Annotated in this window: 19 protein-coding genes; 8 read left to right on the top strand and 11 right to left on the bottom strand. The window is 68.1% G+C overall.

Annotation, left to right across the window (positions count from 1 at the left end; all coding sequences use genetic code 11):
* Positions 1 to 79: 79 nt before the first annotated feature.
* Positions 80 to 1,183 carry a TRAP transporter substrate-binding protein DctP gene (gene dctP, locus ABE960_RS03010; RefSeq protein WP_349760747.1) on the bottom strand — a complete coding sequence of 368 codons (1,104 nt, stop codon included), beginning with the start codon at positions 1,181 to 1,183 and terminating at the stop codon, positions 80 to 82.
* 338 nt (positions 1,184 to 1,521) lie between these two features.
* Between dctP and ABE960_RS03005 the strand changes: the two genes are divergently transcribed.
* From ABE960_RS03005 to ABE960_RS02995, 3 genes are read left to right on the top strand one after another with little or no spacing between them, the layout of a single operon-like run.
* Complete coding sequence (locus ABE960_RS03005; RefSeq protein WP_349760746.1) at positions 1,522 to 3,705, top strand: tRNA(Met) cytidine acetyltransferase TmcA; 2,184 nt, start codon at positions 1,522 to 1,524, stop codon at positions 3,703 to 3,705.
* 32 nt (positions 3,706 to 3,737) lie between these two features.
* Positions 3,738 to 5,216 (top strand): aminoacyl-histidine dipeptidase, encoded by a 1,479-nt coding sequence (locus ABE960_RS03000; protein WP_349760745.1) that lies wholly within the window; start codon positions 3,738 to 3,740, stop codon positions 5,214 to 5,216.
* 42 nt (positions 5,217 to 5,258) lie between these two features.
* A complete protein-coding gene (locus ABE960_RS02995) occupies positions 5,259 to 6,656 on the top strand; it encodes a DNA recombination protein RmuC (RefSeq protein ID WP_349760743.1) in 1,398 nt (465 codons plus the stop codon).
* A gap of 60 nt (positions 6,657 to 6,716) precedes the next feature.
* On the opposite strand, the gene ABE960_RS02990 is transcribed toward ABE960_RS02995, so the two are convergent.
* Positions 6,717 to 7,190, bottom strand: coding sequence for a Dps family protein (locus tag ABE960_RS02990; protein WP_349760742.1), 474 nt, complete (start codon positions 7,188 to 7,190; stop codon positions 6,717 to 6,719).
* A gap of 120 nt (positions 7,191 to 7,310) precedes the next feature.
* Positions 7,311 to 8,456: a glycerate kinase gene (locus ABE960_RS02985; RefSeq protein WP_349760741.1), complete on the bottom strand. Its 1,146-nt coding sequence runs from the start codon at positions 8,454 to 8,456 to the stop codon at positions 7,311 to 7,313.
* Between the two features lie 126 nt (positions 8,457 to 8,582).
* Between ABE960_RS02985 and ABE960_RS02980 the strand changes: the two genes are divergently transcribed.
* Positions 8,583 to 9,131: a hypothetical protein gene (locus ABE960_RS02980; protein ID WP_349760740.1), complete on the top strand. Its 549-nt coding sequence runs from the start codon at positions 8,583 to 8,585 to the stop codon at positions 9,129 to 9,131.
* Positions 9,128 to 9,484: a hypothetical protein gene (locus tag ABE960_RS02975; RefSeq protein ID WP_349760739.1), complete on the top strand. Its 357-nt coding sequence runs from the start codon at positions 9,128 to 9,130 to the stop codon at positions 9,482 to 9,484. The genes ABE960_RS02980 and ABE960_RS02975 overlap by 4 nt, the downstream gene beginning before the upstream one ends.
* Here the strand turns inward: ABE960_RS02975 and ABE960_RS02970 are convergent.
* On the bottom strand, positions 9,473 to 9,904 hold the full coding sequence (locus tag ABE960_RS02970) for an HIT domain-containing protein (RefSeq protein WP_349760738.1): 432 nt from the start codon (positions 9,902 to 9,904) through the stop codon (positions 9,473 to 9,475). The genes ABE960_RS02975 and ABE960_RS02970 overlap by 12 nt on opposite strands.
* Before the next feature lie 133 nt (positions 9,905 to 10,037).
* On the opposite strand from ABE960_RS02970, the gene ABE960_RS02965 reads away from it, so the two are divergent.
* Positions 10,038 to 10,784, top strand: coding sequence for a sulfite exporter TauE/SafE family protein (locus ABE960_RS02965; protein ID WP_349760737.1), 747 nt, complete (start codon positions 10,038 to 10,040; stop codon positions 10,782 to 10,784).
* A gap of 98 nt (positions 10,785 to 10,882) precedes the next feature.
* Positions 10,883 to 11,014, top strand: a complete 132-nt coding sequence (locus ABE960_RS02960; protein WP_349760735.1) for an entericidin A/B family lipoprotein — start codon at positions 10,883 to 10,885, stop codon at positions 11,012 to 11,014.
* A 119-nt stretch (positions 11,015 to 11,133) separates the two neighbouring features.
* Here ABE960_RS02960 and ABE960_RS02955 read toward each other — a convergent pair whose 3' ends face one another.
* The 4 genes from ABE960_RS02955 to ABE960_RS02940 form a co-directional block, all read right to left on the bottom strand.
* A complete protein-coding gene (locus ABE960_RS02955; RefSeq protein WP_349760734.1) occupies positions 11,134 to 11,637 on the bottom strand; it encodes an acyl-CoA thioesterase in 504 nt (167 codons plus the stop codon).
* 94 nt (positions 11,638 to 11,731) lie between these two features.
* The gene (locus ABE960_RS02950) at positions 11,732 to 13,042 is read right to left on the bottom strand and encodes a short-chain fatty acid transporter (RefSeq protein WP_349760732.1); all 1,311 of its coding nucleotides are present in this window, start codon (positions 13,040 to 13,042) and stop codon (positions 11,732 to 11,734) included.
* 77 nt (positions 13,043 to 13,119) lie between these two features.
* Positions 13,120 to 14,481, bottom strand: a complete 1,362-nt coding sequence (locus ABE960_RS02945; protein WP_349760731.1) for an MATE family efflux transporter — start codon at positions 14,479 to 14,481, stop codon at positions 13,120 to 13,122.
* 112 nt (positions 14,482 to 14,593) lie between these two features.
* Positions 14,594 to 15,223 carry an outer membrane beta-barrel protein gene (locus tag ABE960_RS02940; RefSeq protein WP_349760730.1) on the bottom strand — a complete coding sequence of 210 codons (630 nt, stop codon included), beginning with the start codon at positions 15,221 to 15,223 and terminating at the stop codon, positions 14,594 to 14,596.
* Between the two features lie 198 nt (positions 15,224 to 15,421).
* On the opposite strand from ABE960_RS02940, the gene ABE960_RS02935 reads away from it, so the two are divergent.
* Complete coding sequence (locus ABE960_RS02935) at positions 15,422 to 15,745, top strand: hypothetical protein (RefSeq protein WP_349760729.1); 324 nt, start codon at positions 15,422 to 15,424, stop codon at positions 15,743 to 15,745.
* Between the two features lie 93 nt (positions 15,746 to 15,838).
* Here the strand turns inward: ABE960_RS02935 and ABE960_RS02930 are convergent, their stop codons facing one another.
* From ABE960_RS02930 to ABE960_RS02920, 3 genes are all read right to left on the bottom strand, one after another.
* Positions 15,839 to 16,087 (bottom strand): YfhL family 4Fe-4S dicluster ferredoxin, encoded by a 249-nt coding sequence (locus ABE960_RS02930; RefSeq protein WP_349760728.1) that lies wholly within the window; start codon positions 16,085 to 16,087, stop codon positions 15,839 to 15,841.
* A gap of 62 nt (positions 16,088 to 16,149) precedes the next feature.
* The gene (gene coaD / locus ABE960_RS02925) at positions 16,150 to 16,629 is read right to left on the bottom strand and encodes a pantetheine-phosphate adenylyltransferase (protein WP_349760727.1); all 480 of its coding nucleotides are present in this window, start codon (positions 16,627 to 16,629) and stop codon (positions 16,150 to 16,152) included.
* Positions 16,626 to 18,518, bottom strand: a complete 1,893-nt coding sequence (locus ABE960_RS02920) for a beta-ketoacyl synthase (RefSeq protein WP_349760794.1) — start codon at positions 18,516 to 18,518, stop codon at positions 16,626 to 16,628. The genes coaD and ABE960_RS02920 overlap by 4 nt, the downstream gene beginning before the upstream one ends.
* Between the last annotated feature and the right edge of the window lie 48 nt (positions 18,519 to 18,566).

The following is an 18,566-nucleotide window of genomic DNA, read 5'->3' as shown; positions in this document are numbered from 1 at the left end:
CACGACGATCGGCCGGCCATCCCCGCAAGGGCGATGGCCGGCCGGCAGGGCCTCCCGGGCGGGAGGCCGGGGCGAGGCCTTACATGCAGGCCTCGATCTCCTCGAGCGAGGGCAGATCGTCGGTGACGCGGCTCATGTTGTAGGGCACCGAGACGTCACGCCAGTTGGCGTAGTGCTCCAGGTAGCTGATCATGGAGTGGTAGACCTTGGCGTGCATCGGATCCTCGCAGGCCCCCTGGACGATCACCTCGTTGGTGATGCGCTGGATCTCGGCGAGGTCATCCGTGGAGAGCTGGTTGATCTCGGTGCCGTCTTCCAGGAACTTCACCGTGCCCTCGGTAGACTCGCGCTCGGACCAGGCCAGGGACCAGGCCATGGTGGCCTGTGCCGCGATCTTCAGCTTCTCCTGGGTCTCCTCGGATAGGGCATCCCAGGAATCCTGGTTGATCATCACGCCGAACACGCTGGCGGACTGGTGCCAGCCCGGCACGGACCAGTAGTCGGCCACTTCGGAGAAGCCGGCCTTGTAGTCCACGCCCGGGGTGGAGAACTCGGCACCGTCAACCACCCCGCGCTCGATGGCCTGATAGATCTCGCCGCCGGCCAGGGTGACCTGGGAGCCGCCGAGCTTCTCGAGCACTCGGCCCTGGTCACGACCGGAGAGGCGCAGGCGCTTGCCCTCCAGGTCGGCGAGACTCTCGATCGGCGTGCCGCCGCGGAAGCCGGACTCGTTGTTGGTGATGCCGTAGGGCAGGTAGACCATGTTGTAGTCGCCGTAGACCTCCTGGTAGAGCTCGAAGCCGCCCCACTCGTTGATCCAGTTCAGGTAATCCACGCCGTTGAACAGGCTGGTGGTGGTGGCCAGCGGCGAGAAGGCCGGGCTGTAGCCGGCCCAGTAGCCGGGCCAGTCGCCGGCGGCCTGGATGCTGCCGGTCTGGGTGGCGTCGAACACCTCGGTGCCGGGCATCAGGGTGCCGCCGGCGCGGAAGTTGATCTTCACCTCGTCACCGGCGAGGGTGTTGACCAACTCGGCCCAGTGGCGGTCGATCTGGATCAGGTCCAGGTTGTCCGGCCAGGTGGTGGTCATGGTCCACTGTTCCTGGGCCTGGGCGGTGGAGCTCATGGCGGCGAGGGCGACGCCGGCCGCCAGCCCGGTGAGGGCAAATCGTGTCATCTTCTTCATTCAGGTGCTCCCTTGGGGTTGTTCTGCTGTTGGAGAAGTCGATGGAAACGGCCGTCGGATGCCGGTGCCTTTCGGGCTCCCGGGCACCGGCCTGACCAGCCGGGTAACTCGGCAACAGTAAACAAGCTAGCATGGGGCGACAGACATGATCGACCGGGCCCCTTGCCGCGCCGGGACTCCGGCCAGGTGGCGGAGGAGTGCCGGAATCATGAGTATAACCCCTTTTCCATCAATATGTTGAACGATCTTGTGAAGGTCATGTTGCAGAGCCGGCATGGCCGCCATCGTTGAATGGTTGGCCGCCCTTAGACCAAAGTAGAGCCACTGACGGAGCCCGGATGTCCCCCAGCCGCCTCGCCCCCCTTCAGGAGACCCAACGCCGGCTGGCCCGACGCCGCTGGCGCGGCCTGGTGTGGCTGACCGGCGAGGCCGAGGCCTGCCGCCGGGAGGCCCTCGCCCTGTGGCGGGAGAGTGCCTGGCGAGCGCCCCTGTGGATCGCCGCCGAACCCCCCGGTGGCATCGAGGCGTTCCACTGGCTTCCGGCGGCGAAGGCCCGCACGCGCCTGGGGGGCGAGCAGGACCTGGTGGTGCTCGATGCCGTCTCGGGCTCGAGCGGCTTCGACCCCGAGGCCTTTGGGGCGCTGGCTGGCACGCTGCGGGCCGGCGGCCTGCTGGTGCTGATGACCCCGCCCGACTGGGGGCGCCATCCCGATGCCGACTACCGCCGATTGGCCGACCATCCCTGGCGGGCCGAACAGCTCACCGCCCGCTATCTGGCGCGTCTCGCCCGGCTGCTGCATCGCGATGCGCGGGTGATTCGCTGGACGGCGGGTGAGGCGCCGTGCTCACCGGACCTGCCCGAGGCGCCACACGAGGCCCCACCACCGCCTGCCGGCGATTCCGACTGCCTGACCCCCGATCAGGCTGAGGCGGTGTCGCGGCTGACCCGGCTGCGCCGTCGCCGCCCGCTGGTGCTGACCGCCGATCGTGGCCGCGGCAAGACGGCGGCGCTGGGCATCGCCTGCGCACGGCTGCTGGCGGCGGGGGAGACTGAGATCCTGGTCACGGCCCCGCGTCCGGCGGCGGTGGCCGGGCTCTTCGAGCACCTGGCGGCGCTGTGCCCCGAGGGAGTCCGCCGGGACAATGCGTTCGAGGCGGCGGGGCGTTGGGTGCGCTTCCTGGCCCCCGACGAATTGGCCCACCTGGCCGAGCAGGGCGAGGTCGGTGGCCCCGGCCGGCTGCTGCTGGTGGACGAGGCGGCGGCGATCCCCGCCTCCCTGCTGGGGCGCTGGCTGGATGCCTTCCCGCGCATCGCCTTCGCCACCACCGTGCACGGCTACGAGGGGTCGGGTCGCGGTTTCGCGCTGCGCTTCCGTGAGCGGCTCGCGCGGCAGACACCCGGCTGGCGCGAGTGCCACCTGGCCGAGCCTATCCGCTGGGCCCGGGGTGATCCCCTGGAGTCGCTCACCTCGAGCCTGCTGATGCTGGATGCCGAGCCGGCGGCGGCCACCCTTTCCGCCGGGGTGCCCATCCGTCGGTGCCTGGACCGCGACATCCTGGCCGACGACGAGCCGCGGCTGCGGGCACTGTTCGGCCTGCTGGTGCAGGCCCACTACCGCACCACACCCGCCGACCTGCGCCGGCTGCTGGACGGGCCAGGCGTCGGCATCGCTACCCTCGAGGCGGGGCGGGTCGTGCAGGGCGTGGTGGTGAGCGGCGACGAGGGCGGCTTTTCCGCCGACCTCGCCGAGCAGGTGGCGCGGGGCGAGCGGCGCCCGCGTGGCCACCTGCTGGCTCAGTCGCTGGCCGCCCATGCCGGGGAGCGCGAGGCGCTGACCGCGCGTCTGCGGCGGGTGCTGCGCATCGCCGTGCCCGCCGAACAGCGACGCCATGGGCTGGGGCGGCGACTGCTCGCCGAGGAGGTCGACCAGGCTCACGGTGAGGGCATCGACCTGCTGGGGGCGAGCTTCGGTGGCGAGCCGGGGCTCCAGGCCTTCTGGTACTCGGCAGGCTTCCGGGTGGTGCGCCTGGGGCTGACCCGGGAGACTGCCACCGGGGAGCATGCGCTGATGGTGGTGCGGCCCACCAGCCCGACGGGAGAGGCACTCGCCGAGCGCCTTCAGGCGCGATTTCATCGACAGCTCCCTGGCCTGCTGGCCTTCGAGCTGGCCGAGCTGGAGCCAGCGGTGATGGTGGCCCTGCTCGCCGAGGGCCCGACCGTATCCTTAGACGATACGGACCGTCGTGACCTTGATGATGTGGCCTTCGGCCATCGTGAACCGGCCTTGGCCCGTCCGGCGATCCAGTCCCTGGTGAGGAGCCGTGCGGTGGTCGGGGGGGGGAGACAGGTTGAGGGGCTGTCGCTGCTGGCGGCCTGGGCCTTCCAGGGGCGCGAGGCGACCTGGCTTGCGGCGCGTGTCGGCGTGTCGGGCAAGCGCGGCGTCCAGGCGTGGTTGCGTGAGGTCGTGGCCCGTCTCCAGGACCGCGATGACGGGCTTTCCCCCGACGAGGCCGGCCGGTAGAGTGCCCGAGTCAACCGCGAGACAGATCCGCCATGAACGCACACCTCGAGCAGCTCTCTCCCCGGCCTGTGTGGCGCCATTTCCGCACCCTGTGCAACACCCCCCGCCCCTCCGGTCACGAGGCCGCCCTGGTGGCCACCCTGGAACGCTGGGCCGACGGCCTGGGGCTGGCCCATGATCGTGACGCCTTCGGCAACCTGCGACTCCGCAAACCCGCCACGCCCGGCCACGAGCAGGCGCCCGGGGTGATCCTGCAGGGCCATCTGGACATGGTGGCCCAGGCCAACACCGACCATCCCCATGACTTCACCCGTGATCCCATCGACACCCATGTGGCCGATGGCTGGCTGCACGCCCGCCATACCACCCTCGGCGCGGACAACGGCCTCGGCGTGGCGGCGGCGTTGTCGATCCTTGAGGATGAGGCTCTGGTCCACGGCCCGCTGGAGGCGCTCTTCACCCTGGAGGAGGAATCCTCCATGGGCGGTGCCCTCCAACTGGCCGAGGGCTGGCTCGAGGGCCGCGTGCTGCTCAACCTGGATTCCGAGGATCGTGGCCAGGTCTATATCGGCTGTGCCGGTGGGGCCGACGTCATCGTGGAGGCAGAGCTGCCCACCGCGCCGCTGGCGACCGGGGAGCAGGCGCTGCGCCTGTCGCTGACGGGGCTCTCCGGCGGCCACTCCGGCATCGACATCCACAAGGGGCGAGGCAATGCCAACCGGCTGCTGGTGAGGGTGCTGCGCGCCCTGGAGCCCCTCGGGGCCCGACTGGTCGACTACCATGGCGGCACCCTGCGCAACGCCTTGCCGCGGGAGGCCTTCGCCACCCTGGTCTTGCCGGATGACGAGCTTACCCCTGCCCGGGCAAGGGTGGCGGGGCTGGAAGCCGAACTGCGAGCCGAGCTGGCCGGGGTCGACGAGGGGCTCTCGCTGGCCCTTGAGCCCTGGGAGACCCCGGCGGACGAGGCCCTGACGGCGCACGCCAGCCATCTGCTGGTGCGGGCCCTGCACGTGGCGCCCTGTGGCGTCGAGCGGATGAGCGTCGAGGTGCCCGGTGTGGTGGAGACCTCCAACAACCTGGGGGTGGTCAGCCTGGAGGCCGGGCGCTTTCATCTCTGTGCCCTGGTGCGCTCGCTGCGCGATAGCGCCACGACGGACATCGCCGACCGCTTCCGGGCGCTGTTCGAGCTGATCGGGGCCGAGACCCGGGTCGAGAATGCCTACCCGGGCTGGACGCCGAACCCGGAAAGCCCCCTGCTGGCGCGCTTCCGGCGTCTGCATCATCAGCGGCTGGGGAGCGACCCGGAGGTGAAGGTGATCCATGCCGGCCTGGAGTGCGGCATCCTCGGTGGCAAGTACCCGGCGCTTGACATGATCTCCTTCGGGCCGCTCATCCGCGGCGCTCACTCGCCCGACGAGCGGGTGGAGCTGGACTCGGTGGTCGAGTTCTGGGAGCTGCTGTGCGCCCTGGTGGGGGACCTGGCTGGCGCTCCCTCGAACACTGTTCGCTGATATGCCAGGCTCTTCACGATTCCCTCCACATTCGAGGCCGCGATGAACGAACTGCTGCAAGAGGCCACACCGGCCTGGGTGTCGTGGGGGCTGGCGGTACTGCTGGTGGTGACGGCCATGACGGCGCTTCGCTGGCGGCGACGCCTGACGGCCGCCGAGGCACGACGGCAGGCCCTGGAACAGGAGCGGCCCGACCTCGAGGCCGCCGTGCGGCGGCTGGAACAGGAGCTCTCCCAGAGCGACGCCCAACTGGACGCCAGCCGCGAGCGCCTGGCCGCCATGGAGGCCGAGCTGTCCGCGACCCGCGACCGGCTGGCCGAGCAGCGCGAGCGAGGCGCCCGACTGGAGACCGAACGCGAGCAGATGGCGCTGCGTCATCGCGAGCAGCTGGCCCTGCTGGAGGAGGCCCGCGAACGGCTCAAGGATGAGTTCCGCCAACTTGCCGGGCGCATCTTCGAGGAGCGTCAGCAGGCCTTCTCGGTGCAGAGCCGCGACGGCCTCGAAGCCTTGCTGCGCCCCTTCCGCGAGCAGGTCGACCAGTTCCGGCGCCGGGTCGAGGAGCTTCATGGCCAGCAGAGCCGTGACAGCGGCTCCCTCAAGGCTCAGCTCGAGCAGCTTGCCGGGCTCAATGCCCGCCTCGGTGATGAGGCCGCGGGACTTGCCCGGGCGCTCAAGGGGGACCAGAAGGCCCAGGGGCACTGGGGGGAGCTGATGCTCGAGACCGTACTCGAGCGAAGCGGCCTGCGCCGGGACATCGAATACCGCCGCGAGGTGTCCCTCCAGGGTGAGCAGGGGCGCCAGCGCCCCGATGCGGTGATCTACCTGCCCGACGACCGCCACCTGATCATCGACGCCAAGGTGTCGCTGGTCGCCTGGACCCGGGTGGTCAACGCCGAGGATGAGGTCGAACGCGAGACGGCCATGAAGGCGCACCTGCAATCGCTGCGCAGCCACATGGTCGGCCTGTCGGGCAAGGACTATCCGGCCCTGCCGGGGCTCCACTCGCCGGACTTCGTGTTCCTCTTCGTGCCGGTGGAACCGGCCTTCGCCGCCGCCTTCGAACGCGATCCCTCGCTCTTCCATGAGGCCTTTGACCGCCATGTGGTGGTGGTCACCCCGACTACCCTGCTGGCGAGCCTGCGTACCGTGGCGGGCCTGTGGAGCCTGGAGCGCCAGAATGAGAACGCGCGCCTCATTGGCGACCGGGCCGAGAAGCTGCTGGCCAAGTTCGGAGGCTTCGTCGAGAGTCTCGAGGAGGTGGGGCGTCACCTTGAGCGGGCAAGCGACAGCCACCGCAGGGCCATGGGTCGGCTCTCCAGTGGCCAGGGCAGCCTGGTGGCCCAGGCCACCGAACTGCAGCGCCTGGGCGTGCGCATGAAGAAGCCGCTGCCGACGGAGCTGGTGCGAGCCGCCGACGGCGGCGAGACAGGGCCCCCTTGACGACGACGCCGCCCTTAGGCGGCGTCGTGGGTGCAGGCTTTCCGGCGATGCCGGGAGCGATCAGCCGAGGTAGGCGCCCAGCATCCACACCGTCTTTTCCTGCTCGCGGATATAATCGCCGGCCTGGGCGGCGGTGCCTTCGTCGTCCGCGTCGGAGGCCAGGGAAAGCAGTTCGCGTTGAAGCTCGATCAGTGTCTGGTAGCCTTCGAGCACCCCGCGCACGCAGGCCTCGCCGTCATGGACGTTCTTGTCCTCCTGGATCCTGGCGATCTTCACGTAGTCGCTGTAGGCATGCACCGGTGTGTGCCCCAGGGTCAGGATGCGCTCGGCGACCTCGTCGACCTTGGTCAGCAGGTCGGTGTAAAACTCCTCGAACTTGACGTGGAGCTCGAAGAACTGCCGCCCCTTCACGTTCCAGTGATAGCCCCGAACGTTCATGTAGAAGATCTGGTAGTTGGCCAGCAGCTCGTTGAGTTTCTCGGCGAGCTGACTGGCGCTGGCCTCGTGCAGGCCGATGCTGTTGGTGTCGCTCATGCAATGCCTCCTTGATCGCTGGGTACACAGGATAGTGCGGCCTGGTGGTCACGGCTAAGCCAATTCTCTCCATGGCCACCATAGCCGATGGCGATGACCTGCGGGCGTCGGGGGCCTGGTTCAAGGCTGGCGGCCGGCCGCGGCAATCCAGAGTCGCACCAGGCTCTCGGTGCGGTCGGCCAGTAGTTCGGCACAGCGCGAGAGGGCCTCGTCGAGCGCCATGGGACCGTCTGCAAGGGCAAAGGCCGTAGTGACCCCCTCGTCGAGAGCGGCCTGCCAGCCCGGCGCCAGGCGTCCGGCCAGGACCACCACCGGCACGCCGTGCCGGCGAGCCGCCCGCGACACCCCGACCGGGGCCTTGCCGGCCAGGCTCTGGCCATCGAGCTGGCCCTCGCCGGTGATCACCAGGTCCGCGTCCGCCATCAGCGCCTCGACGCCGGCCTGGGCCATTACCAGCTCGATGCCGGGGCGCAGCTCGGCGCCCAGGAAGGCCCGGGCGGCGAAGCCCATGCCGCCAGCGGCCCCCGCGCCCGGCAGGTCGCGATGGTCCTCGTCCAGCGTCTCGGCGGTCACCTCGGCCAGTCGCGCCAGTGCGATGTCCAGGCGAGCGACATCCTCCGGCGTGGCGCCCTTCTGTGGACCGAAGACCGCGCTGGCACCGCGTTCGCCCAGCAGCGGGTTGTCCACGTCCACCGCGGTCTCGACCCGCAGCCCCGCCAGGCGAGGATCGAGGCCGGTCAGGTCGAGTTCGGCAAGCCCGGCCAAGGCGGCGCCGCCCGGGGTGAGCTCGTGGCCTTCGCCATCGCGTAGCCGAGCGCCCAGGGCGGTGAGCATCCCCGCCCCGCCATCGTTGGTGGCACTGCCACCGAGGGTCAGCAGCAGGTGTTCGGCACCGGCATCCAGCGCCTCGCGGATCAACTCGCCGACGCCCAGGGTGGTGCTGTTCAGGGCGGTGCGTTCATTGGGCGTCAGCTGCTGCAGCCCGCTCGCCTCGGCCAGCTCCACGTAGGCGGTGCGGCTCTTTGCGTGCCAGCCCCAGTCGGCCCGGGTCGGGCGTCCCAGGGCGTCGTGGACGCGGGCGGTGCGACGTTCGGCACCGGTAGCAGCCAGCAAGGCATCGAGGCTGCCCTCTCCGCCATCGGCCAGCGGGCATTCCAGGATATCGAGATTGCTGCTGGCACGCCGAGCGCCGCGGGCAATGGCGCGGGCGGCATCGGCCGCGGGCAGGGCGTCCTTGAAGCTGTCCGGGCAGATCAGGATCTTCATGGCCTGTCTCGTCGTTTGGAAGTCGTTTCCAGCTTAGCGGCAGCGAGCCCCGGACAGAACCCCGAGCGTTTCATCGCCACCGGCTTCCGGCCTAGACTGATGCTAATCACTTCTGGAGATTGTCCGATGCGAGCATGGCTGCAGTTGCTGCTTACCGGGGGGCTGACGGGCTTGCTGGCCGGCTGCCAGATGACGCCGACGACGCTGCCGGTGGCCGAACCCGCCCCGGCCGCCGAGTGTCGCTGGCCTGCCGCGCCCGGCGACAGCCTGGCCCGGGTGGTCACGGCCCTGGAGGCGGGGGGCTTCCTGGTGCGCCACACCGATGTCCCCCTGGGGTTGGTCAGCGCCGAGCGGGCCCGGACCACCCTTTACCATGACAACGGCATCGACCGTCTGCCACGCATCGGTGGCTTCGTGCTGGGAGGCAGCGGTGGCCATGTGTCTTCCGGCGTGATGATCGGTATCGGTGGCGGGTTCGGGCCGGGAGTCGACGAGGCCACTCGGGTCGAGCGGGTCTCGGTGGTGGTCGATCAGCGGCAGCTGCAGGTGGCCCGCGACATTCGCATGATCGACTGGCGGGGTGATCTGCGCGAGTCGCGCAGTGCCAGCGACGCGGGCTTCTGCCGAGATCTGCGCCGCGCCATCGAGGCCACACCGGCAGGGGAGGCCCCATGAAACGCTCGATCGTCATCCTGCTGCTGGCCGGGTGGCTTGCCGGCTGCGCCACGCCGGCCCCGCCGCCGGCCCGCGAGCTGCAACTGGCCGCGACCCCCGGGGAGACGCTGCGCGAGGCCATGCACCTGTTGATGGAGCGCGGGTACGTGATTCGTCATGCCGACGGCGAGCTGGGGCGACTGGACGCCGTGCTGGCCCGTATGCCGGGCTATGGCGTCTCCCTGCGCGTGACAGGCGTGGGTGACGGCAGCCGGGTCGCCTTCATCGCCACGCGGGGCGGGCGGGCATTGCCGCCCACCGTGCTGGACCCCCTGCTGACCGACCTGCAGTCGCGGCTGGGGCTACTCCCCTGAGTCCAGGTCCAGCCCCTCGAGCTCGGCCAGGATGCGGGCACGCATGTCGGCCAGGCCATCCGGGTCGTAGGGCTCGGCCTGGCCGTGGCCCCACACCGGTGCCGGCCAGGCGGCATCCTCGCGGCGACGCACGATGACATGCGCATGCAGCTGGGCGACCATGTTGCCCAGGCTGGCGATGTTGAGCTTGTCGCCCTCAAGGGCCCCGAGCAGGGCCCTGCCGAGCTCAGTGGCCTCCCTCCACAGCTGGTGCTGGTCCTGGTTGTCGAGCTCGAACACCTCGCTGACCCCGTGGCGGCGCGGCACCAGCACCAGCCAGGGAAAGCGCGCGTCATCCATCAGCCGCAGCTGACAGAGCGGCAGCTCGGTGACCGGATGGGTGTCCGCCGCCAGGCGGGCATCGAGTTCGAAATCCTGCATCGCGATTCTCCTTTCATCATGGCGGTCCCTGCCCCGGCCATCATGACACAGGCGGATGGGGGCGGGCAGATTCCCCCGGCGGGGTCAGGTCGGTATGCTGCCCCCCTTCGACCCGCTCCCAACGGACGCCGTCATGACATTGTTCGAGGCACTTGCCCTGCTGGCCATCGGAACCCTGGCCGGCTTCATCAATGTGCTTTCCGCCGGGGGGTCGATGCTGACGCTACCGTTGCTGATGTTCCTGGGGCTGTCGCCGCAGGCGGCCAATGGCACCAACCGGGTGTCCGTTGCCCTGCAGAGCATCTCGGCGGTGACCAGCTTCTTCCGAGCCGGCGCCCGTCACGTGGGCCTATCGCTGCGTCTTTCTGTGCCCGCCGTGGTTGGCTCGCTGCTCGGTGCCTGGCTGGCCCTGCGGACCGGCGATGAACTGTTCGAGACGATCCTGATCACGGTGATGGCGGGCTCGGGGGTGCTGATGCTGCTGCCCCAGCCGCTCCTGGCTACCCGCCCACTGACTCCGGAGCGCCTCACTCCCGCCGTGTACCTGGCGATGTTCGCCATCGGGCTCTACGGTGGCTTCATCCAGGTCGGGGTGGGCATCCTGTTCATCGTGGTGCTCTATCGCATGCTGAAGATCGACCTCGCCCAGGTGAGCATCTTCAAGGTGCTGATCATACTGGTCTATACCCTGCCGGCCCTGGCGATCTTCCTGGTCAATGATCAGGTGCGCTGGGGCTACGGCCTGGTGCTGGCGGCGGGCAGCATGCTGGGGGCTTGGTTGGCGGTGAAGGTCAATATGAGTCCGCGCGGGGCCTTCGTCGTCAAGTGGCTGACCATCACGGTCATCGCCGCGATCATCCTGCGGCTGCTGCTGGGCTAGGTGTGTCAACTCAGGCGATCTGTCGGTTCGGCAATAACGTGCTAATTTAAAAGAGTGTCATTCCTTCATTGCGTATCGGAAAGGACGAGGAAACGAGCATGAAAAGGACATTTGCACTGGTACTGGTTGCGCTATTCACCCTGTCGCTGCTCAGTGGTTGCAATACCATACGTGGCGCCGGGCAGGATATCGAGAGAGGTGGAGAGGTGGTGCAGGACGCCGCGACTTGATGCCCGGAGAATAACCGAAGAACCGACTGTCTGCGCCGGGGCCCCGCTCCGGCGCAGGCAATTGCCACAAAGGCCGGGCGGCTTCGCCGGTCTCCTGCCGCTCTTCCTGCTTGCCCCCTTCAGGGCTCCTCGTGCCTGGCCTGGGTGAGGCGTTCCTCTTCCTCGGCTTGCTTGCGCAACTTCTTGCGCAGTGCGGCCTTCTCGAAACGCAGCTTCTGCACGCGGGTGTCCAGCCTGAGCGGCGGCACCCTTGCCGGCTTTCCCTGGTCGTCCACGGCGACCATGGTCAGGTAGCAGCTGTTGGTGTGGCGGATTATCTTGTGGCGGATATCCTCTGCGACCACCTTGATGCCGATCTCCATCGAGGAGCTTCCCACGTGGTTGACGCAGGCCAGAAAGGTGACCAGTTCGCCGACATGGATCGGCTGCTTGAACAGCACCTGGTCGACGGACAATGTCACCACGTAATGGCCCGCGTAGCGGCTGGCACAGGCATAGGCCACCTCGTCGAGTTTCTTGAGGATGGCGCCGCCATGAACCTTGCCGCTGAAGTTGGCCATGTCAGGGGTCATCAGCACGGTCATCGAGAGTTCGTGTTGGCCGGGCAGCGTCTGGTCATTCATCGGAGTGTCCCCGTGAAGGTTTTCCACAGCATAACGCCTTGCTCCCGCAAGGGGGAGCAAGGCGTTGTCAGGCCGTCATGGGCTGGATTGCGGTTCAGAACCAGGTCAAGCCGACGGCGATGATGATGCCGGTGATGAGCAGCTGGATCAGGCAGAAACCCATGATGTCCTTGGCCTTGAGGCCGGCGATCCCGAGGACCGGCAGGGCCCAGAAGGGCTGCAGCAGGTTGGTCCAGGCGTCACCCCAGGCTACGGCCATGGCCACCCGGGGAATGTCCACGCCCAGGGCCTGGGCGGCCGGCAGCATCACCGGAGCCTGCACGGCCCACTGGCCGCCGCCGGAGGGCACGAAGATGTTGACGATGCCGGCACTGATGAAGGACCAGAAGGGTAGGGTGGCTTCGGTGGCGAAGGAGATCAGCGCACCGGACAGGGTCTCGGCGAGCCCAGACTGCACCATGATCGCCATGATCCCGGCGTAGAAGGGGAACTGGATCACGATGCCGGCGCCGCCCTTGATGGCCTCATTCAGGCTGTTGAGCAGGTTCTGGGGGGTGCGGTGCAGCACGATGGCCAGGAACAGGAACAGGAAGTTCACCACGTTCAGGTTCAGGCCGCCGCCGCGGAGCACGAAGTGATCGAACAGGAAGAGAAGGCCGGGGATACCGACCAACCAGGCGAGCGTCGTGCTGTTCTCGAGGCGCTCCGCCGGACGGGAGATGCTTGGCTGTCGCGTATCCGTCTCACCGAGCAGCTTGGGATCGATGTAGACGCTGTCCTTCTCGTCCGGGAGCATCATCCGGTTGACCAGCGGTACCGCGATGAACAGGCAGAGCAAGATGCCGATGTTGAACAGCGAGAAGACGGTCTCGCCGGTGCCGATCACACCGATCTGCTCGACGGTGAAATGGCCCTCGGTGGCGATGGTCAGCGGGATCGATCCGGCCAGCCCGCCGTGCCAGACGACGAAGCCGGAGTAGGCGCTGGCCACCAGCAGGCGATAGTCCACCTTGACCTGGCGGGCCAGCTCCTTGGCGAACAGCGCGCCGACCACCAGGCCGAAGCCCCAGTTGATCCAGCTGGCGGCCAGCGAGACCAGGGTCACGAGCAGGATGGCGGCGCCGGCGTTGTTGGCCAGGCCGGCCAGTTTCTGCAGCAGGCGGCTGACGGGGGGCGAGCTTGCCAGCATGAAGCCGGTGACCAGCACGAGCAGCATCTGCATCGAGAAGGTCAGCAGGTTCCAGAAGCCGTCGCCCCAGAACCTGAGTACCGCCAGCGGAGTCTGTCGCTCCACGGCGATGGCCGCGGCGGCGGCAATGACCGTCAGCAGCAGAACGAAGATGTAGGGGTCGGGCAGGTACTTCTCGACCAGCCTGACGGCCGGTCTCGATAGGGCCTTGAGCATGGGTGTTCCCTTCTTCTGTTGTCGGTTGTCGATGATGGCGTGCCAGACAGAAAGTAGCGCACCCTCAGAGAGTTGCGCTACCCGGGGCGGGACTCGCCGTCAACGAAGCCGGCCCCGGCGCGGTGGCGCCAGCGGGTGCGGCGATGGTGACGGTAGTAGGCCAGCAGCACGCCCGAGCGCACCATAGCAAACCCCAGGAAGGCCAGCCACAGGCCGTGGTTACCCAATGGCGTGGTCAGCCACCAGAGCGGCAGGTAGACGGCGAGTCCCGCATAGATGCTGTTGCGCATCTCGCGGATCGCGGTGGCTCCGATGAAGACTCCGTCGAACAGGTAGCTCCATACTGCCACCAGCGGCATGACGACCATCCAGGGCAGGTAGTCGGCGGCGGCGGCCCGCACCTCCGGCAGGCCGGTCAGCGCCGAGATCAACCACTCTCCGCCCAGGGCGAAGGCCAGCGAGGCCCCTCCCGCCGTGACCAGCGAGAAGCGGGCGGCGCTGGTGACGAGCCGGCCGAATTCGTCGAAGCGCTGGCGGCCCACGGCACGCCCGGTCAGCGCCTCGGCGGCATGGGCGAAGCCGTCCAGGGCGAAGCTGGTGAGCATGATGAACTGCAGCAGCACGGCGTTGGCCGCCAGCACGGTGTCGCCCTGGGCGGCGCCGCGGGAGGTGAAGAAGGCCATGGCGAACAGCAGGCCCAGGGTGCGCACGAATAGGTTGGCGTTGACCCGGAAGAGCTCGCCATAGGCGGCGAGCCTGAGGATCCGGCTGCGCAGGAAGTGCCCCGACAGCACCCCCAACTGGCGCGATACCAGCCAGAGGCCGAAGGCCAGGGCCGCGTAGTCGGCGATCACCGTGGCCCAGGCCACACCGTCGCTGGTCATCCCCAGTCCCACCACGAACAGCAGGTCGAGGGCGATGTTGACGCCGTTGGTCAGCACCAGGATGGCCAGGGTGACCCGCGAGTTCTGCTGGCCGAGAAACCAGCCGAGGATGGCATAGTTGGCCAGCACCGCCGGGGCCGAAAGCAGGCGGATACGGGCGTACTCCGCGGCCAGCTCCGTGGCCACCTGGCTGCCGTCGAGCAGCCACAGCCCCAGCGTCACCAGCGGGCCGCCGGCCAGTATCAACCCCAGGCCGATGACCATGGCGAGCAGCAGCGACTGGCCGAGCAGGTTACGCACCTCGCCATCGGCCTCGCGTCCCACCGCCTGGGAGGTGAGGCCGGTGGTGCCCATGCGCAGGAAGCCGAAGCCCCAGAAGAGGAAGCTGAAGAGCGTCGCCCCCAGGGTCACCCCGGCGAGGTAGCGTGAGTCGGGCAGATGGCCAACAACGGCGGTGTCCACCAGCCCGAGCAGCGGGACGGTGATGTTCGACAGGATGATCGGCCAGGCCAGCGAGAGGATGCGCGATCGCGTGTCGGCAGGCGGGCGGGTCATGGGGGCGTCACGGCGGTCCGGTGGCGGTAAGGCCGGGCAGGGTGGCGCGTTTCGCTCCATAACGCAACGGCCCTGCCGATGGGCGGGGCCGTCGAGGAAGGTGCGTCAGGACCTAGAAGCGGTAGCCGAGGCTCGCGGACACGAGGTCGATCTCGAAGTCCGTGCCGCTGTCGCCGATATCGTAGCGCTCGTACTCGCCGCGGATGATGATCTGCTGGATCTCGTACTCGGCGCCGATGCCGAAGAAGGGGTCGTTGCCAGCGTCGCTTGATGCGTCATCATCGAGAACCTCGCCGCTGAGGCGTGCAATACCCGAGACATCACCATCCCAGGCGATCATGCCCAGCTTGCCATGCACGCTTAGGCCGCCCTGAATAGGCAGCCTGCCGATCAGGGCAAGACCCACCCCATCGAAGCCTCCATCGATGTCCGCCCAGGCTGCATCGGCGCCATCCGTGAAGGTGGCGTTGGCTGTAACGTCACCGAAGTCCAGGTAACTGGCCTCCAAGGCAAGGTTGGGAGTGAACCGGTAGCCTGCAACCAGCCTGTAACCTGAATCGCCGTGGCCGGTGTCGCCCCCCTTATCCTCCCGCCCGTCCTCCCGCCCGTTCAGGGTGTCGCCGTCATGGTAGGCATTGGCATCCAGGTAGGGGCCTTCTATGGGCGTGTACTGGTAGCTCTGGGCGAAGACGGGTAAGGCGACCAGCCCGGTCAGCGTGGCGATGGCGATCAGGCGGTTCATCATGCGCTCCCTTGCATGGCACGGGCGGGCCCGTGGCCTTGGGCATCCCGGCAAAGCCGGCTACCCTGAGGTAATATCCTGTCAAAAGGGTGAAACTAACCTGAGTCTAGGTGTGAATGTGAAGGCATGCCATGGTCCGGCGCTGGCCGGATGGCGGCAACAAGGTCGACAATATAGCCGATGAGGCAGGGAGCGGGGATGATGAAACGACTGGGCAAGAGCACGATATTCGCCATGCTGGCGCTGGTGATGCTGCTGGGCAGCATGCCGGCCGTGGCGCAAGGAGAGCGTTCGGAAGTCCGGCCCAGTGGGGGGGCGATGATCGCCGATGCGGTCATCGCCCGGCCGCTGCTGGCGGTAGCCACGTTGGGCGGCGCGGCGATCTTTCTGGTGTCGCTGCCGTTTTCTGCCCTGGGGGGTAACGTGGACGGGGCGGCGGAGACTCTGATCAAGACCCCGGCCGAGGCCACCTTCCGGCGCTGCCTGGGCTGCAAGGTCAGTCGACGCGCCGACGAGATGTAGGGCCGCCCCACGACGACACGACGCCCCGCTCGATGAGCGGGGCGTCGTTTTCATGTCCGGTTTTACATGCCAGGCGGAGTGCGGCGAGCGGGATCACGCGGCGGTGATGATGTGGTACTTCTCCATCAGCTCGTCACGGCTTTCCTCACGCTCCGGGTCGAGCGGGATGCAGTCCACCGGACAGACCTGTTGGCACTGGGGCTCGTCGTAGTGGCCGACGCATTCGGTGCACAGGTTGGGGTCGATGACGTAGATCTCTTCCCCCGGCGAGATGGCGCCGTTGGGACATTCGGGTTCGCAGACGTCGCAGTTGATGCACTCGTCGGTGATCATCAGGGCCATGGGGTACCTCACGGATGTCGCTGGCCGGCAAGCGGTCTCGGGCTCAATTCCGAGTTGCAGAGTCAGGTATTGTAATGACTCTTCAGCGTCTCGGCGACCCTGGGATGCACGTGCTTCGAGACATCACCTCCGAGTCGTGCGATCTCGCGCACCAGCGTGGAGGAGATATAGGAGTTCTCGACCTCCGGAGTCAGGAAGACCGTCTCGAGCTCCGGCATCTGGGCGCGGTTCATGTTGGCCAGCTGCAACTCGTATTCGAAATCGGACACCGCGCGCAGGCCGCGCAGCAGTACGCGGGCATGCTGCTGCTTCATGAACTCCGTCATCAGTCCCGAGAAGCCCACCACCTCAACGTTGTCCAGTCCGGCCACCACTTCCCGGGCCAGGGAGATGCGCGCATCGATATCGAGCGTCGGGTCCTTGCCGGGGCTGGTGGCAATGGCCACCACCACCTTGTCGAACAACCTGGAAGCGCGCTCGATCAGGTCGAGATGGCCGTTGGTGATGGGGTCGAAGGTCCCGGGATAGATGGCGGTATTCATGAGTCGTCCTCGTCATCCAGCCGCCCGAAGGGGTTGTCCACGGTCAGCGATACCGACTGGGCATAGCCGGGGATGCGGATCTCGTCCCTTCCGACATCGAGCTCCGGGCCCTCCAGCACGCCCTCGCCGAAGCGATAGCGGGCCCGGAAGTGGCCCCGGTCGGCGGCCTGGTGATAGTCCGCGGCGACCTCGCGGGTGGTGGCGCGGCGCGTCTGCCAGGCGGCCATGGCGGCCTCCCCGTGGCGTTGCGTCAGCAGCCGCTCGGTGACCGAGGGGGAGAGCACCACGCCGGTAGCGTTGTTGCCGCCGAAGCCCTTGGCGTTGATGAAAGCGGCATCCGCCTTGAAGGGCAGTGGATCGCGGAACAGCCTCAGGCGTTCGGCATGGACGTCATCGGCCACGGCCTCCAGGGTGAAGATGCCGGGCAGCAGATCATGGGCGAAGCTGCCCAGGGCGCTGGTCAACTGGTCGCCGGCGGCACTGCCCTGTGAGTGCCCGACGAAGGCCTTCACCGCCACCACCGGCCAGTCGGTGATGCCATGGGCATGGGCCACCCGGTCGAAGACATGGGATTCGGTGATGCGGTTCTTGGGAGTGCTGGTGCCATGGGCGTGCAGGAAGGTGCGCTCGCGCAGTGCCTTCTCGCCGAGCATGTCGCGCACCAGCGCGACCGCCTTGGCCAGGGAGATGTAGTTGCCGATGCCAGGCGCGGAGATCGAGCGCTTCCAGCCGTCGGCATTGACGAATACCCCCGGCACGCTGCCCAGTATCTCGGCGCCCGTCTCCAGTGCCAGGGCATCGTCCATCAGCATCACGAACTGGCTGGACTCGCCCATGGTGAAGCCGCAGTTGCGGGCGAAGGGCCGGCAGGCGCGCTGGTAGTCCGCATCGGTGAGCAGCTCGAGCGCATCCAGGGCCTTGAGGCCGTCATCATCGGCCAGTGCTCCCATGGTACGGAAGCCCTCGATGACCTCGGGGGTGATCGGGGCGTCGGCGGTGCCGACCATTACCACTCGACGGTGGCCGGCACGGATATCGTTGACCCCCAGGCGCAGGTTGTAGAGGAAGCTGGCGCAGGCGCCCAGCGCCGCCCCGGTGCCGCCCACGCTGCCCAGTACATAGGCATTGAGGAAGTCCGCGGGCATCTGGCCATAGCCCAGCGGCATCTGCTTGGAGGTGGCGCGCTTGCCGGAGCTGAAACTCTTGAGCAGGCCGCCCCAGCCATCGTCGTCGAGCTGGCCGATGGAATTGCCGGCATAGACGGCGATCTGGTCGGGATCCAGGCGATCGCGCAGACTGTCCCACTCCAGGCCGCTGTCGCCCAGGCAGTCGCTGGCGGCGAAGATGGTCATGGCGAGGCCGCGGGGGTGGTGCACGCTTCGGTACAGGCGGCTGGGCTCGAACCCCGAAGGCAACTGGCCGGCGGCCCGGACCTGAGCCTGACGTGTCTCGGGCAGCATCACGTCCATGGTGCCGGCGGGTACGGTGACTTCCAGGGTCTGGCGGTCCAGCTCGCGAACCTGCCAGGTGGGCGGCAGGTCGTCGGGCAACTGGCGTCGGCGGATGCGGAAGGTCAGCGGCACATCGAGGGCGAGGCTCGCCTTGCGGTTGGCCGGCAGGCCCTCCTCGTTGAAGCGGGCATCCTCGATGCGCCGGATCAGGGTGTGGTCGAGCACCTGCTGGCGGGTCTGCTCGACGATCCCTGCGGCATCCAGGAAATGGCCCTGGGCGTCATGCCAGGCGCCATCCGCCTGGCAGTCGGCCAGGCGCATCATGGCCGCCAGGCCCAGCAGGGTGCTGGCCTGAACGTCATCGGGCAGGGCATTGAGCACGGTTCGGCGAAATGCCTGGTGGCCCGAGGTTCGGCCGGCGGGATTCACGCCGCCCATGCCGACGATCACCGGTAAGTGTGGCAAGCCGGGTTCCTCGTTGTGCGG

The organism is Halomonas aquatica (assembly GCF_040196335.1).
Lineage (GTDB): Bacteria > Pseudomonadota > Gammaproteobacteria > Pseudomonadales > Halomonadaceae > Halomonas > Halomonas aquatica.
This window is presented reverse-complemented; position numbering and strand designations above follow the sequence as displayed.